The organism is Kitasatospora sp. GAS1066B, assembly GCF_041262605.1.
Lineage (GTDB): Bacteria > Actinomycetota > Actinomycetes > Streptomycetales > Streptomycetaceae > Kitasatospora.
Genome location: NZ_JBGCCO010000065.1, coordinates 1 through 15373, shown reverse-complemented (window position 1 = coordinate 15373; position 15373 = coordinate 1). Strand labels below are relative to the sequence as shown.

Below are 15373 nucleotides of genomic sequence, written 5' to 3'. Positions count from 1 at the left end.
GGTCACCGGTGTACCGGAAGATGTTGCCGGCCGCGTTGACGCCCCACACGGTACCGTCGGCGGCCGCGCCGATGTCGGTCAGGGAACCGGGGATGCTGACCCACGGGTTCGCGTCGTACCCGGAGTACCTGAAGATCTCCCCGCTGCCGTTGACGCCCCAGACGTTGCTCCTGGACCCGGCCGAGATCCGGGTCAGGCCGCCGGTGATCCCGAGCCAGGGGTTCGAGGAACCCTGGTCACCGGTGTACCGGAAGATGTTGCCGGCCGCGTTGACGCCCCACACGGTACCGTCGGCGGCCGCGCCGATGTCGGTCAGGGAACCGGGGATGTTGACCCACGGGTTCGCGTCGTACCCGGAGTACCTGAAGATCTCCCCGCTGCCGTTGACGCCCCAGACGCTGGTCCTGGACCCGGCCGAGATCGCCGAGAGACTGCCGACGATCGTCTTCCACTCAGCCATTCCGAACTCGCCTTCCTCGCACTTGGACCTTGCACTCAGGTAATAGGCCAGGGGCAACCCTGCCAAACGGGCCAAAAAAGCTACTGATCATTAAAATCGTCCACAAATCAATGTTTGGCATTGCTCGGCCATGAAGAGTGCGGTGCGTAGACGTTCTATCCGGAGGTCCTTTGACTGGAAAGCCTGTCCCACGTTCGGGGGATCGACATGACGCATGATCTGTGCAGTCAGAGCGATCGAAGCCAGTGCGGCCGGCTTTGATCACCCACTTCGACTTCACGGGGCTGCCGTCCGTCCTTCGCGGCGCTCGCCCTGAGGGTGGAGGCGGATAGCTCAGGAGTGCCGACTTTCCAATCATCAACCATGCTTTGACTGCGAATCATTATTTCGGGTGCCGCAGGAGACGAAAAGCCGCGCCAGGCAGACGGCTCAGCTATCAATTGTGCTGCCAAGTCCACGCAACTCCTCGGAGCCACCATGAAGTTCTCCCGCTGGGCCGCCACCACTACCGCCCTGACGTCCGCCAGCCGGATCACCGGCGCGCAGGCCACCGCCGCCTCCGGCCGCGCGGCCGGCGAGGACATCGTGCGACCGAACACCTCGAGCTCGTGGAGCCGCCGAGTCGCCGCCGCCACGATGGCCCTGGGGCTCGCGGGGGCACCGTTGTTCGCGGCCGCCCCGGCGACGGCCGCCACGACCAGCAGCCTGCTGTACTCCGCCGACAACGGAGCGACCTGGTCGTCCAATCCCACCATCGCCCCTGGCGCCACCGTGCTGGTGCGCGCCTGGTACAACAACGCCGACCCGGTCGAGCACACCGGCGCTCAGGTGTCCACGACACTTCCGCCCGGCTTCACCCTGGCGCCCAACTCCACCATGGTGTGCCTGAACCCGACGACTCCCGCCGGCTCCGAGGCCACGCCCACCCTGACCGAAGCCGACGGCAGGACCTCCTCACTGGTGTGCAACACCGACACGGGGCAGTCCGGCGCGATCGACGAGGCCGCCGTCTGGACCAGCTCGACGCTCACCATCTCCCCGACGGCCGGCCTGTTCGGCCAGCCCGTCGGCGCGACCAGCGGCGTCATGGAGTTCGGCAAGAAGCGCTACTTCAACATGAACAACTGCGACCGCCAGCTCTCCGCCAACGGCCCGCAGCTCATGACGAGCATCACCGCACCGGGCCTCGGCCCCTTCGTCGCGGGGTCGAACGTCTCGAACTCGGCGGATACGGTGCCGTCCTGCCCGGCCGCCCCCGGCTGGCCCGTCAACCTGCAAGGCACCCAGGCGCTTGACCTGCTCGCGCAGCGCTACATCAACATGAACAACTGCGTGCGTCAGATCGCCGGTACCGGCAACGGCCCGCAGCTCACCACGAGCATCACGTCGCCGAGCCTGGGTCCGTACACGGCGGGCACGAACACGAAGAACAGCATCGACACGGCGCCGTCCTGCCCCGCTGCCCCCGGCTGGCCCGTCAACTTCTCCGGGACCCAGCCGCTGGACATGCTCGGGAATCGCTACCTGAATCTGAACAACTGCGTGCGTCAGATCGCCGGTACCGGCAACGGCCCGCAGCTCACCACGACCATCACGGCGCCGGGCGTCGGTCCGTACACGGCGGGCACGAACGCGAAGAACAGCATCGACACGGCGCCGTCCTGCCCCGCCGCCCCCGGCTGGCCCGTCAACATCTCCGGGACCCAGGCATTCGACACCCTCGACACGGCGCGCGGCGCGGGGTTCGTGCAGTTCGCGATGAACGCCCCGACCTGCCTGGCCGCTCAGACCGCGACGGTCACCGGCACCGGATTCACCGCGCCCCCTTCCACCTCCTGCCTGACCATCACCCGGACCCCCTGACCCCCTGACCGCTGACCGTCACCAAGACCAGAAGAAGGTCGACCTCTCCGACTCGCCGAGGCCCGCCGCCCCGCCGCCCGCTGACACCAAGGCGGCGGGGCGGTTGTCGAGCCCGTGCATCGCCGGAGACCGCCGAGCACCTGGCCGGGCTGCTGCGCAACGCGAGGGTCGAGCTCGGCACACGTCGTGGACGCCTCATACTGGGCCGACAGCAGATAGCGACCTTCGCGGCCGCGGGGCACGAACCCACCACCCGAGACGAAGACGACGACTATCTGAACGACTGCAAAGGCAATCGCCCGGCGTGTTCGGCAAGACAGTCCCCGCGGTGAGCCCGGTGGCTGGGACGCTGCGGTCATGGTGAATCGACTGGTCCATGCCCAGTCGCCTTATCTCCAGCAGCACGCCACCAGTCCTGTGGACCGGTGGGAGTGGGGAGAGGAGGCGATGCGAGAAGCAGCAAGGCGGGACGTACCCATCCTCCTCTCGGTCGGGTACGCGTCCTGCCATTGGTTAGCTTCTGACGCGTCGTCACATGGTGCCAATGGCTCACTTCGAGGAAGGTAGAAGTCCCTTCCGGGTAAATCTGGGCCGACTTTTGAGGTGGTAGTGACACCTTGTCCACACCGCCGACCTCTACCTCCCGCTGGACCCCGAGACCCGCGGCATTGACACCAGCCGCCTGACTGGCCCCAACACGGTCGCCTACTCAGGCAAGGGCGTTTATCAGCCGACCGAGGCCAGGGGCGCCATCACCCTCGACTGAGCACCGGCTCGGGCATCACCGTTGTCGTGAAGGAGTGCGAGCTCCAGGGCCACCTGAGAGTCGCGCCGGCCGGGGACGGTGACCGTGCGACCTGGTGGTCATCAGCGTCGACTCTGGTCGACTCACTGACCGTCAGATTCGGCCGGTATCGGCGCCCCTGGGCCGACGGGGCGTCGAACTCCGGCCACGCGTGCGCGAACGGGCCCGCGCGGATCAGCAATGCTGCCGCCGGCCGCGCGTACCCCCACCGCGGCCTTCGCCGTCTGTGGAGCCGCGCGTCCGGCAGCGCCGCGACGTGTCCGCTCGGGAGTGCGGCCCGCTGGGCAGGCCATGACTCCTTCAGTCCACAGCCGGCTCGCGCTGACATTCACGGGAGGAGGAATCATGCCGTTGTTCGAGACGGGCGAGTCGGTGAGAATCTCGCATGGGCCCTTCGACGACTCTATTGGAGCCATCGATGAAGTCGACGACGAGACCAAGTGGTTGAAGGTCTCGGTGCTCATATTCGGCAAGATCACCCCAGCCGAGTTCGATTTCGACCAGGTGGAGCTCGGCTGATCTGTCCTGGGAGCCGCCGGCCTGAACGACGGGCCGCCATGGCGCGCCGATCCTGCTACACCCGCCCGCTTGCGTTCCACCCCGGCCGGTGGCGGCCTCGCACGGCGGTGGTTGGGCCGGACAGGGCCCCTTGTGACGGTTCATCAGGGCCCGGCAAGATCGCCAGGCCAGTTCGGTGCACTCGGCTCGTGCGGTGCGTATGAACCTCTCGGCGTTGGCGTTCGTCCGGGGCGTCTACGGCGCACCCTTCAGGGCTGATCGAGACCACGCGTGGCGCCCTACGCGAGGAGCTCGGCTACAAGAAGCTCGGCCGGTGGGTGCTGGAGGAGTTGGACGGCCACCTCACTGGCCAGGGACTCGGCATCTTCCCCGTCTGGAAGCTGCGGCCGGCGATCAACACCGAGCCGCGCAAGGAACAGCGGCTGTGGGTCTACGCCCTGGACGGCAGCACCCGCGCCGAGGTCCTCTCCGCGATCCTCCAGCCCGAGGAGCACGACGTCTTCGCCGCCCTTGACGGCCTGGTAGCCGGCCACCACCAGGCGCTGCTACCGCAGCAGAAGCTCGACCTTATCCGGGAGATCGCCCAACTCCTGACCGCACGACGACGAGCGGGCTACCTCCGGTATTCCGGGGCGGCCCGCCCTCGCGTTGGGTGTGCCAGATCAACCAGGGCCCGGACCCAAGATCAATTCTTAGCGTTCAATCTTGGGGGAATACCGGCCGGACACCGGGTCCCCCTGGGCATCAAGGGTGACGGTGGCGGTGAGGTTCAGTCGAGGACGAAGCCCTGCAGACGCCAGGGGCCAGCGCCATTCCGCCGATATTGCCCGGAGAGGTCAGGTTGGTGGTGGGTGTCCGGCCGGCCGCGTCGTGGTAGGCGGTGGTCAGGTCGGCCTGTGCCTGAGCGGCGGGAGCATCGGCTACGTGCTGCACTCCGTGAACGGTTCCCAGCGGAAATTCCGTCACCGAAGTTCCGGGGCTGAGCCCCAGGTCGCCGTTGATGACGCTGGGACCGGTATTGGTAACCGTTGAACCGCCAGGACCGCGTAACTGGTGTCCGTCCCGAGCGCCACAGGGGCTTCCGCGGCGTGCGCGGGGCTCGGGACCACAACGGCCGTCGCCAGCAACGCCAATCCGGGCATCAGGACGAGGGTTTCCTTGAGCCGACTGCGCCTACGCCCTCTGCCTGGGGGTGCGGACGGGATCGCATCCACTACTGCCACAGCCACCGGAGAAGACCCTTTCTTGTCGCCGTTGAACTCGGTCGCCTCGTCCAAGGACTCCGAGAGCCCGTGGTGACCTCGCCTAGGCCCAAGGCCCCCGTATCCGCGTCGAGCTTCCGTAAGAAGCACCACGAAGGAGACCGCAACAGGCCAAGAACAGCCGAGACAGAGCAGCCCACCTGGTCCGGATGACGTGGCGTCACTGGCCCCCACTCGCTGACACCAAGCTGGAAAGTCGCACGCAGCGAGCCGCGCCCTGGCCGGCCCGGGCGCCGTCATGAGGGCGTCCCGGTCGTCTCTTCAACTGTGCATCGGGAATGGCTGCCGGTCCGCCAGCTGCCACACCTTGGAGGTGTGTCAGCGGGTGCGTCCTCGCAGGATTCGGCGAGGAGGAGCCGCACAGCGCTCCTTGCCCGGGATACGGACCGCCGAACACCCCTCTGGCCTTCCGCGAGGCTCCATCCGATGTAAAGGAACACCATGCGCCTCAACACGAAAATCCGCACCGCGCTCGGCATCACCATCGCCGGCACAGTCCTCGGCCCGGCGGATTCGCCTTCGCCGCATTCATCCAGCAGAGCACCTCGGACGCCATGGCAGGCTCCGCCGAGTCCTTCGCCCCCATCACGGTAACCGGCGGGGCAACCGGCAAGCTGCTGCCCGGCGAAACCGCGGACGTCACCCTCACTTTCACCAACCCGAACAGCAACGTAAGGGCCCAACTGACCTCCATCGGTGCCGGCGACGTCGTTGTCGACACCGTTGCGAACGCCGGCGACATGCCGTACTGCCACGATCAGATCGAACTGTCCACCATCGGCGTGGGAACCCTGCCCACGCTTGACCTCAGCCAGGCCAACCTGCCATTCGTGCTGGCTCACGCCGTGAAGTTGAAGGACGACACGGACATCCGCTGCCAAGGGATGACGTTCCACACGACATGGACAGTCCAGGCCCAGGCCGTCCGCTGAGCGCGGTCCTCGTCTGCCACCGGGCGGCCGTCCAGATCCCCGCGGTCGAGGACTTGAACCGCGATATGTGTGATTGCGCCTTTGATCCGAAACCTTCAGGTTCCGGCCTGACGGCACGCCACCGCAGGTCAGCGGCCCAGCAGACGGAAGCCCTTGGGTTTCGGATCAACAAGTGCGAGACGGTGCGGTTCCGATGAAACCGGTGGAATCACCACAGCGATTTCGTTCCCCTTCGGGCTCTCTACCTGCTCCACGGCATTGAACTCTCATTGGAGGCGCGGTGCGCACGCGTTTGCGGTCTCAGACATTCTCTTCGGCCTTGGGCGTGATGATCACGGCCGCAGGGCTCGCGATGCCAGATGTGGCGGCCAACGCGGCGGAATCCACGGGCTTCGCCTACGTCGTCAACAACCTGTCCGACACCGTCACCACCATCAGCGTGTCGACCGGTGCAACCGCGACCATCCCGGTCGGCCGCGCCCCGACAGCGGTCGCGATCTCGCCGAACGGCGAAGAAGCCTACGTCACCAACGGCCGGTCCAACAGCGTGTCGGTCCTCGACACCAACCACAAGCGTCAGGTCACCACCATCAAGGTGGGCGACCGGCCCTCCGCCGTGGCCTTCGGCGCGGACGGCACCCGCGCCTACGTGGCCAACTCCGGGTCCAACACTGTCTCGGTCCTCGACACCGCGCAGCACCGCGTGATCGCGACCGTCAACGTCGCCCGCAGCCCCGTGGGGATCACGGTCACCCCGGACGGCTCGCGCGTCTACGTCGCCGACAACGACTCCAACGCGGTGAGCGTGATCAGCACCGCCACGAACACCAGACTGGGCAACATCACGGTGGGCAAGCGCCCGACCGGCCTGGCGATCACTCCCGACGGCAGCAAGGTCCTCGTGGCCAACAACGGCTCCGACAACGTGTCGGTCGTCGACGTCGGCAGCGGCCTCGTCATCGCAACCGTCCCGGCTGGTCACGGCCCATCAGGCATCGCAGTCACACCGGACGGCACCCGCACGTACGTGTCCGACGTGGACTCGGACGACGTGACCGTGCTGAACACCAGCACCAACAAGGTCGACTCCATCAACAAGGTGACGACCGTCCGCGTGGGCTATCACCCGGTCGGAGTCGCAGTCAGCCCGGACGGCGCGAAGGTCTACGTGCCCGACAACGGCAGCACGAAGACCTCGGTCATCAAAACCGAGGACAACACCGTCAGCACGACCGACGTGGCCAAAGGACCGATCGCGGTGGCCACCGGCCGGCCACAGGAACTGACCGCGGCAGTCGCGCTGGGCGACAGCTTCATCTCCGGCGTCGCCGGCCGCTGGCAGGGCAACGCTCTGCGCCTGGGCTCCTACACGGACGTGTTCGGCACCGACCGGGCCGTCTACGCCTGCCAGGCCGGCTTCGAAGCACCGTGTCAATATGACCCGCGGCTGGTGTACGGCACGTCCTACAACCGGGCCAGCGGCTGTCTGCGCTCGTACTCCTCGGAGATCCAGAGCGTCGACATCCCGCTATACCGGAAGATCAACCTTGCCTGTTCGGGTGCCGAGACGAACAACATCATCGACAAGCCGCTCAAGGGCGAGATGCCACAGGCCGACCAGCTCGCCGCACTGCTGCCGCACTACAAGGTGAAGCTGATCGTGCTGAACATCGGCGGCAACGACATCGGCTTCCGCACCATCATCGAATCCTGCGTGAAGGCATTCCTCTTCGGCAAAGGCCCGTGCCGGCAGTCGCAGGAGCCTGCGTTCCGCAGCGGCCTCCAGCGGGCTGTGCACGGCGTGGAAGACGCCATCGACAAGGTGCGCTCCGTGATGCGGGCGGGAGGCTACAGCGACGGTTCCTACACGTTCGTGCTCCAGTCCTACCCGTCGCCCGTGCCCTACGGACGCAACATCCGCTACCCGGAGACCAACCTCGACCGCTACCAGATCGGCGGCTGCCCGGTCTACAACTCGGACGCGGACTGGGTGCGCGCCGCCATGGTGCCGACGATCGCGAACACACTCAAACCCATCGCCCACACGAAACGCCTGCAGTACCTGGACGTCGCCAACCTGCTCGACAGGCACGAGGTCTGCGCCAAGGACGCGCAGCAGGCCGGCCTGTCCAACTGGCACGGTAACCCGCTGCCGGGCAACAAGGCCGAGTGGGCCCGGTTCCTCGATGCCTCCGGCCCCTTCGCGCAGGGCGACAAGGACGAGTCCGTACACCCCAACTACTACGGCCAGCAGGCACTCGCATCGTGCTTGACCGCCGTCTACGACTACACCGGCGACAAGCCTGACCACACATGCTTCAACGTGCCCGGCAAGGGCGCGGAAAGTGTCGCGCTGACCAACACGGACTAAGACCGGCCGGCAGATGGTGGGGCGGGCCGCCCAGGCGGGCCCCGAATACACGGCAGGCACGAGCCTAAGTGATCACGGAGTTCTCGACGCTCAATGATCACCTGGAGGGTTCGTGCCTGCGGTCCCCTCATGCCTCTTGGAACCCTTGTGGGACCAATGGCTGACCCCCGCTCGCGCGGGGCGGACGGCGGCCTCGGCCGACTCGACGTCCTTCTCCCCGGCTGACCCCCGCTCGCGCGGGGCGGACTGTTTTGGCCTCTCTCGCGGTGTTGTCTGGACCGGCTGACCCCCGCTCGCGCGGGGCGGACACCGGCTGCACCGCCATGCAGAGCTTGATCCACGGCTGACCCCCGCTCGCGCGGGGCGGACGAGTACCAGACGGACGACTCGGTGCACGGCGACGGCTGACCCCCGCTCGCGCGGGGCGGACCTGAGCGGCGCCCTCACCGGCCAGGCGGACGGCGGCTGACCCCCGCTCGCGCGGGGCGGACACTTCCCGACCTGCGACGTTTCTATGGCTTTGCCGTTTCTTGGCTCGCCGTTGCGTCGGTCTGCCTGAATGCCAGGAGGGTCAGGCCATCGAAGTCCCTGGGATGCCTGCGCTGCTCGCCAGCCGTCTTGAGCTCGAACCCTTGCTCGTTCGCCGCCGGGTAGACGAGGACAGCAACCCCGGCCCCTGCACAGTCGCTGACTGCGGACCACAGTTCGTCGCGGACCTTGGCGGAGACGGTCCCCACGTAGAGGTAGGGCGTGACTTCGAGGAGCCAGCGGGTGAGGGCGCCTCGGACGTGGTCGGGGACTGCGGTGACCGACAGGGCGATCATCGATGCCACGGCGGATCCTCCTCGAGACGGAGGTGGGTGCGGACGGTCACGGCGTCGACTCGCCTGCGTAGTTGACGCCGCCGGGAATGATTCCGGAGATCGGGTCCCAGAGGTCGATGAGCTGTTCGGCCGGGTCGGGTGCGGCGATGTCGGCCTCGGGAGCGAGGAGCCGCTGGATGTCTGTGACGATGCGGGGCAGGAGTTGGAAGAGGCGCAGGCCGTCGCGGAAGCTGCGGCGGGCTTCCTGTTCCGGGTGGGGTGAGTTGTGCAGGGCGAAGGCGAGGGGGATGGTCAGTTCGGCTTTGTAGAGGTCGGCGATGTCGTAGACGAAGGCCTGCTGGTTGCCGCTGTGGACGAATCCGAGGGCAGGTGAGCAGCCCAGGGCTACGACGGCTGCGTGGACGATGCCGTAGAGGCAGGTGTTGGCTGCGGAGAGGGCCAGGTTGACCGGGTCCTGGGTGTCCCAGGAGTCGGGGTCGTACGCGCGTCGGAAGCGGCCGATGCGGTATTGCTTGGCCAGGAGGCGGTAGTGGGCCTTGACCCGTTGGCCTTCCATACCGCGCAGTTGGGCAATGGTGGTACCGGCTGGGACCTCGCCGGCGCCGAACCGTTGCTCGTACATGGCGGTGGCGACAGCGAGGCGCTGGTGGTCGTCGGCCCAGGCTCGGGCTTGGCGTTCGAGCCAGGTGGTGCTGAGTGAGTCGGGGACGATTCCGGCGTAGCAGCGCACTCCCCCGGAGCCCGTGACGACGACGGTGGTGCCGTGGCGGGCGAAGGTGGTCAGGGCGCGGGAGGTGATGGAGGTTCCGGGTCCGAGCAGGACGCAGCTGAGTGCGGCCGTGGGTAAGTAGACGAGCTCGGTGCCGTGTTGGGGGCTGGTGACTTCGGCGCAGACGCCGGTGTCGTCCTGGACGATGCGGACGATGTCGAGGTAGAGGAAGGAGAGCGAGTCGGCGATGCGCGGCAACATGGCCACGGTGGGGGCGGCGAGCTTACGGCGGCCCGCCGTCGCGAAGGGGTGGGTGGAGCCGGCGATCACGGCCGCCTGGCGGGTGCGATGCTGAGCAGGCCGCAGCCGTAGGCCTTGCCCTTGCCGATGCCGTCGGTGAGGCGGGTGCGGAGTTGGTCGGGGTCGGTGATCAGGGCGGTGCCTTCGAACTGGGTGCGGGCGTGCTTGATGCGGTTCTGGTCCTGGCGGCGGGTGCCGCGGGCCGCGTCCAGTGGGGTGGACTGCACGGTGATGACCTTGAGTCCGGAGGCTTCGGCTTGACGCATCCACCATTCCTCGGCGGCGGCGCCGTTGAGGGGGATGACGGGGCCGAGGTTGTAGAGCTCGCGGGTGGTGCGGCCGGGCTTGCGGATGGCGTTGGCGGCGATGCGGTAGCGGACGGTGAGGTCCGTTCGCAGGGCGTCGAGCAGGGGGGTGAGGGGTTTGGTGGCGGCGGTTCCGTAGCCGGTGGGGAGGCGGGTGAGGTCGGGTGGTTGGGTGCTCTGCAGGAGGATCTGGGTGCCGGCGGGTGCGTCTTCGACGCGGAAGAGGACGCCGAGGTGCTGTCGGGCCTGGTCGCCGATGTGGTCGGGGAACAGGGCCATCAGGCGGTGGTGCAGGTCGACCGCTGCGGTCAGGTCCTTGCGGGCGTCGCGGTGGCGCTGGTCGGGCAGGATGCGGGTGAGCCACAGGTTCACGCGTGGCCTCTTTCCAGGTGGCGGGTGTGCTGGTCGAGGTAGGTGGCGAGCGCGGTGAGGTAGGCGGCGCCGAGGCCTGCGCACTGGCTGGCGGGCAGGGTGAGGGTGCGCTGGTAGCGGGTGCGGGCCCGGTAGGCGCGGGTGCGGGGGTGGAAGCCGAGGGGGTCGTCGTTGACCTGTCCGGCCGGTGACGTGCCGTCAGCATCCGTGTTGTCGGCGGCGTCGCGGGCGGCTGGTAGGCGGTCGAGCGGCTGGTCACCGTGGAAGACGACCCGCACCGATCCGGCTTCGCCGTTGCGTGTACGGGCGGCGAGCGGCAGTTGGACCAGGTGCTCGAGGGGCTGTTCGAGCAGGTCGATGAGCAGTGGGCCTTCGGGTGGGCAGGAGCGGCGTCCGAGGTAGGGCGGCCACTTGGGTGTGCGGAGTGCGGCCGCGCACCGGTCGAGCAGGTCGGTGTCGGCGCCGGTGATTGCCGCGGTGAAGGCGGCGTCGGCCAGGTAGTAGCGGTGCGAGAGCAGGGTGGCGGTGGCGCCGCTGCGCTTCTTGCCGTCGGCGGTGGTGACGGTGTCGCGGCCGCGCAGGCCGCCGCCGACGGTGTGCAGGTCGCGCAGCAGGACGCCGGGGCGGTCGGCGCGCACGGTCAGTGACAGGCGGGCGAGGTCGTCGATCGGCTCGTCGCGGTGGCGGCCGAGGGCGCAGGCGAGCAGCCCGATGATGCCGGAGCGGGTGGGGAAGGGGGCGGTGTCGCGTTGGTTGAACTGGCTTCGCTCGCCCCAGGATTGCAGGGGGGCGGCCAGGTGCAGGAGCAGTCCGGGTGCGGCCGGGTCGGTCGTGGTGGGCTCGGGGCTGGTGCTCACGCGTCGGCCCGAGTGGTGAGGGCGGCGTTGACGGCGAGGTCGATGAGTGCGGGGAAGGAGTCGACGCGCGAGCCGAGGCCGGTCAGGTCCTTGTCCTCGAGGCTGGCCCAGCCGGAGGTGACGACGCCGCGGTGGCCGAGCAGCTTGTTGGCGGCGGTGGCGTAGGTGTTGAGCGCGGCGCGGGAGGCGGTGGCGTAGCCGCCTTCGTCGTGGGAGCGCACGGGCTTTTCGAAGGCGGCGGCGTAGGAGAGCGGGCGGTCCGAGCGGACGGCGACGTGGACGAGATCGGGGATGGTGTGGGGGGCGGTGGCGGTCTTCTTGGCCTGGGGCAGGGAGAGGATGAAGGCCTCGATGAAGGCCTCGGCGAGTTCGCGGGCAGCCTGGTGGTCGTCGCCGAGGTTGGCGAGCAGGTCGGCCAGGTCGATGGTGGCGTAGCGGTAGAAGACGCCGGCGCTGTATTCGGTGTGGCCCATGTGGGCGCTGCCGGTGGTGTCGCCCCAGGTGGAGGTGACGTCGTCGACGGCGGAGAAGTAGTCGAGTTCGACGTCGGTGCCGTGGGTGGTCAGGGCGTGGGCGACCTGGACGGCGCCGTCGACGCCGGCGTCGTCGACCTCGGCGAGCATGCGGCCGAAGAGGTTGATGACTCCGTTGCGGGTGCGCAGGATCGCGTCGATGCGGTCCTTGGGCAGGACGCTCTTGTCGGCGGCCTTTTTGATGTCCTTCGCGCTCTCCAGGGCGGTGCGGAACTCCTGGGCGAGGTCGGCGAGTTCGGCGACGGCGGTTTCGGGGACGTAGACCATGGCGTTGGTCAGCACCACCGGGTCGTCCTTGCCGAGTTCGAACTTGATGCTGCTGCCGGCGGCGGCGTGCTGTCCGGCGCGGCGGGCGAGATCGGCGGGCCAGGCGCGCTCGGTCTCCAGCAGGTGGGTGACGCGGGCTCCGATGCGGCGGGTGCGCAGCGCGTTCTCGCCGATGGTCTGCTGGAAGTACTGGCGCACGGCGCGCTTCCAGGACTGGCTGCTGACCCGGGTGCGGTCGGTGTCGCCGTAGCGGACGGTCTTGACGGAGTTGTTGTCGTCGCGGTTCAGGTTGGCGAAGGGCACGCTCTGCACAACGTGGATGTCGATGAACCGGGCCGGGGCGGTGGCGTTGGTGTTTTCGGTGGGCATCGTTGGCTCTTTTCCTGTGACGGAAGGCTTGCGGGCTGGGGTGGTCGGTCAGTTCTCGGCGGTGTCTTCGGCGGCCGGGGCGGGCGGGGCGGGCGGGTTCGCGTCGTCCTGCCGGCGGGCGTGCTCGTTTTCGGCGGCGTTGCGGGCGCGGTAGTAGTCCTGCAGCCAGCGGCGCTTGATGCTGCCGCTGTGGCGGTGCCAGCGGGTCAGGTCCACCAGCAGCTGCGCCCAGTCGACCTCGACGTTCTTGTCCCGCAACTGGCGCACGGCGCCGGGCAGGTGGCGGTGCAGCCCGTTGACGCTCTGGCGGGTCAGCAAGTTGAGGCGGGTCTCGGCCGAGCTCTCGCGGATGCCGTCGGTGCCCTTGGCGACGGCGGCGGCGAAGGCGGTGCCCAGGCTGGTGCCGTAACGGCGCTGCGGCGTGGCGGTGCTGCTCTCCTGCTCGTTGCTCGGGGTGTCGGCCTCGCCGACGGGCGGTTTCTGCTTCGCGGCGGCGTACTGGTCGCGGCGCTGGTTGGCGATCAGGGACGCGACGGTGTAGTAGGCGCGCTGGATGTCCGGGCTGCGCAGGTGGTCGGCGGTCAGCCAGTTCACGACGTACCTGTGCATGAAGGGAACGTCATCCAGCGGCCGGCCCACGCCGCGGCGAAGGGCGCTGCGCACTCCCGGGTCGGCGTGGCACCGCTGGTCGATCCAGCCGACGAAGGCCCTGGCATGGCCCAGCGGCGAGCCGGCTCGGTCGGCGGTGAGGGGCGGGCTGCTGCTCTCGGCCGGGGTGGTCGGGTCGGTGGCGGTGTCGCTCACGTGTCCTCCGTGGTGCTGCTCCGGCGGGTGGTGCCGGCCTTGGCAGGGGTCTTGGCGGCGGCCTTGACCGCGCCGCCGTACAGTTCGCCGCGGGCCTGCGAGCACGCCTTGGCGCCACGCAGAGTCCCCAGGGCCTTGCGGGTGACGGTGTCGTAGACCTGTTCGGCGAGCTGCCGGAAGGCTGCGGCCGCGGTGGCGAAGTCCTGGTTCTCCAGGCGGTGCCAGAACTCCGCCTCGGCCGCCGGCCAGTAGCGGGCGCCGGCGTCCAGGGACCAGGTGCAGTCCTCGATCTTGGGTGCGTCGGTGTAGAGGGCCCAGGCCTTCTTCACGGCCCGGTTCAACCGTGCCCCGTACGTTTCGCCGACGATCCGCAGGTTGCCGATCTGCGGGGCCAGGCGCGGGTTGCGGTCCTCGCTCAGGCCCAGGACGGGTGGGGTCGAGGCGTCGACGAACTGGACGTCCTTGGCCTGCCCGTCCTGCTCGAAGCCGAGAGCGCGGACCCGCAGGTCGTCCGAAATGTCGAACGCGGTGGAGAACACCGTGGGGCGCTGCGGCTGGGCCGTTCCGCTGGGCTTCTTCAGCAGCAGCGCGTCCAGGTCGCGCCACAGCGCGCGGCCGGAGTCGGCCGGCCGCGGGTAGGAGTTGCCCTCCTTGCTGGTCTGCCAGATCAGGTACGGGTCGCCCGTGCGGGAGATCTTTTCCCGGTAGGCCCAGGTGATGAACGCGTCCTTGACGTGCCGTCCGGTGGCGTCCGGGACCAGGAGGAGGGCATGCTGCGAGCGGGCCGTCAGTCCGGTGCAGGGACCGGTCAACTCCGGTAGGGCTCCGGTCGGGTCGGGCAGCTCGTCCCGTTCCCACGGGCACAGGTCGTTGCCGCGGCGCACGGTGCTCTCAGGCGCGGGCAGCCCGGCGAGCAGACTCTCGAAGAGCGATGCACCCTCGGGGTGGTAGGAGAGCGTGCTGCGCAGCGGCCCGGCCAGCGAGTTCGCGATCTTCTCCGCTCCGACCGTGCGACTGGAGCAGCGCCCCGAGGGGCCGTAGTAGAGCCAGACCAGCAGGTGCAGAACCGCCTGGTCGGTGGTGGGCAGGTCGGGGGCGGTGTCGGAGACGTGGCGGAACCAGGCGTGGTTGTTGCCCGAGGGCCGGGTGGTGATCAGCTTGTTGACGCCGGCGGTGTTCTCGGGGTCGCACTGGTGCGCCAGGCGCGGGTCCTGCAGGAACGGGTGCTGCGGATCGAAGAGGTCGAAGCGCCCGTGGTGGTCCTGGGCGAAGTTGTCGACCGCGCCGGCGTCCAGCCGTTCCCTGTCGAGGAGTTGAACGCGTCGGGTTCGCCAGTCCGCAAGGCCGGAGGCGGCTTCGTCCAGCGCGGTGACGCGCGCGGTGACCGCGTACAGGATCCGGTAGAGGGCGGAGAGGGCGGGCGGCAGTGCGATGGCGATGTGGCTGATCTCGTGGCTGCGGAGCAGGAGTTCGCGCAGCCCCACGGCCTCGGGCCTGGGGGCCTGGGTGCTGGTGGTCCAGCGCACGGGGATCCAGGGTTCGTCGAACAGGTTGTAGGTGGGTGCGTCGGGCGGCATCCTGCCTCCGGTCGAGGGCTGGGCTGGGTACGGCTGGGTAGGCTGCAACGGGTTCCCCGCACCGAGCGGGGGTCAGCCGTGTGGGTTGTAGATACCGCACGATGGGCGGCGGCCCGGTTCCCCGCGCGAGCGGGGTTGGCGTCGTTCCGGCGCGCCGCGCCGGCGCCAAGGCGGCCACGCAGCAAAAAACAGGGGGGGTGGGGTTGTGGGTTGGCGGGAGAGACCCCGTGGGGGATATCGAGGT

The 15373-nt window shown here is 68.8% G+C and carries 14 protein-coding genes, 1 pseudogene and 1 CRISPR repeat array; of the genes and pseudogenes, 5 read left to right on the top strand and 10 right to left on the bottom strand.

Features of this window, described 5'->3' with window-relative positions:
- Nucleotides 1–460: tectonin domain-containing protein (locus tag ABH937_RS37480; RefSeq protein ID WP_370220799.1), on the bottom strand; the 460-nt coding region annotated here is incomplete at its 3' end.
- A 477-nt stretch (nt 461–937) separates the two neighbouring features.
- On the opposite strand from ABH937_RS37480, the gene ABH937_RS37475 reads away from it, so the two are divergent.
- The 3 genes and pseudogenes from ABH937_RS37475 (at nt 938) to ABH937_RS37465 (ending at nt 3647) form a co-directional block, all read left to right on the top strand.
- Nucleotides 938–2323, top strand: coding sequence for a hypothetical protein (locus ABH937_RS37475; protein WP_370220798.1), 1386 nt, complete (start codon nt 938–940; stop codon nt 2321–2323).
- A 357-nt stretch (nt 2324–2680) separates the two neighbouring features.
- Nucleotides 2681–2836, top strand: a pseudogene (locus ABH937_RS37470) (DUF255 domain-containing protein); the annotation flags it as partial.
- A 637-nt stretch (nt 2837–3473) separates the two neighbouring features.
- Nucleotides 3474–3647 (top strand): hypothetical protein, encoded by a 174-nt coding sequence (locus tag ABH937_RS37465; RefSeq protein ID WP_370220797.1) that lies wholly within the window; start codon nt 3474–3476, stop codon nt 3645–3647.
- A gap of 278 nt (nt 3648–3925) precedes the next feature.
- On the opposite strand, the gene ABH937_RS37460 is transcribed toward ABH937_RS37465, so the two are convergent.
- Complete coding sequence (locus ABH937_RS37460) at nt 3926–4180, bottom strand: hypothetical protein (RefSeq protein WP_370220796.1); 255 nt, start codon at nt 4178–4180, stop codon at nt 3926–3928.
- Between the two features lie 211 nt (nt 4181–4391).
- Nucleotides 4392–4637: an ice-binding family protein gene (locus ABH937_RS37455; protein ID WP_370220801.1), complete on the bottom strand. Its 246-nt coding sequence runs from the start codon at nt 4635–4637 to the stop codon at nt 4392–4394.
- 826 nt (nt 4638–5463) lie between these two features.
- Between ABH937_RS37455 and ABH937_RS37450 the strand changes: the two genes are divergently transcribed.
- Nucleotides 5464–5841 carry a hypothetical protein gene (locus tag ABH937_RS37450; protein WP_370220794.1) on the top strand — a complete coding sequence of 126 codons (378 nt, stop codon included), beginning with the start codon at nt 5464–5466 and terminating at the stop codon, nt 5839–5841.
- A 280-nt stretch (nt 5842–6121) separates the two neighbouring features.
- Nucleotides 6122–8212, top strand: a complete 2091-nt coding sequence (locus tag ABH937_RS37445; protein WP_370220793.1) for a beta-propeller fold lactonase family protein — start codon at nt 6122–6124, stop codon at nt 8210–8212.
- A 157-nt stretch (nt 8213–8369) separates the two neighbouring features.
- A CRISPR array of direct repeats spans nt 8370–8703; the repeat unit is 28 nt; unit sequence GGCTGACCCCCGCTCGCGCGGGGCGGAC.
- Nucleotides 8704–8724: 21 nt separating this feature from the next.
- Here the strand turns inward: ABH937_RS37445 and cas2e are convergent.
- The 7 genes from cas2e to casA form a co-directional block, all read right to left on the bottom strand.
- A complete protein-coding gene (gene cas2e / locus ABH937_RS37440) occupies nt 8725–9045 on the bottom strand; it encodes a type I-E CRISPR-associated endoribonuclease Cas2e (protein ID WP_370220792.1) in 321 nt (106 codons plus the stop codon).
- A gap of 37 nt (nt 9046–9082) precedes the next feature.
- Nucleotides 9083–10006: a type I-E CRISPR-associated endonuclease Cas1e gene (gene cas1e, locus ABH937_RS37435; protein ID WP_370220800.1), complete on the bottom strand. Its 924-nt coding sequence runs from the start codon at nt 10004–10006 to the stop codon at nt 9083–9085.
- A 65-nt stretch (nt 10007–10071) separates the two neighbouring features.
- Nucleotides 10072–10722 carry a type I-E CRISPR-associated protein Cas6/Cse3/CasE gene (gene cas6e / locus ABH937_RS37430; RefSeq protein WP_370220791.1) on the bottom strand — a complete coding sequence of 217 codons (651 nt, stop codon included), beginning with the start codon at nt 10720–10722 and terminating at the stop codon, nt 10072–10074.
- Complete coding sequence (gene cas5e, locus ABH937_RS37425) at nt 10719–11579, bottom strand: type I-E CRISPR-associated protein Cas5/CasD (RefSeq protein ID WP_370220789.1); 861 nt, start codon at nt 11577–11579, stop codon at nt 10719–10721. The genes cas6e and cas5e overlap by 4 nt, the downstream gene beginning before the upstream one ends.
- On the bottom strand, nt 11576–12748 hold the full coding sequence (gene cas7e / locus ABH937_RS37420; protein WP_370220788.1) for a type I-E CRISPR-associated protein Cas7/Cse4/CasC: 1173 nt from the start codon (nt 12746–12748) through the stop codon (nt 11576–11578). Before cas7e ends, cas5e begins: the two co-directional genes overlap by 4 nt.
- A 48-nt stretch (nt 12749–12796) precedes the next feature.
- Nucleotides 12797–13552, bottom strand: coding sequence for a type I-E CRISPR-associated protein Cse2/CasB (gene casB / locus ABH937_RS37415; RefSeq protein WP_370220787.1), 756 nt, complete (start codon nt 13550–13552; stop codon nt 12797–12799).
- Nucleotides 13549–15129 (bottom strand): type I-E CRISPR-associated protein Cse1/CasA, encoded by a 1581-nt coding sequence (casA, locus tag ABH937_RS37410; protein WP_280692977.1) that lies wholly within the window; start codon nt 15127–15129, stop codon nt 13549–13551. The genes casB and casA overlap by 4 nt, the downstream gene beginning before the upstream one ends.
- Between the last annotated feature and the right edge of the window lie 244 nt (nt 15130–15373).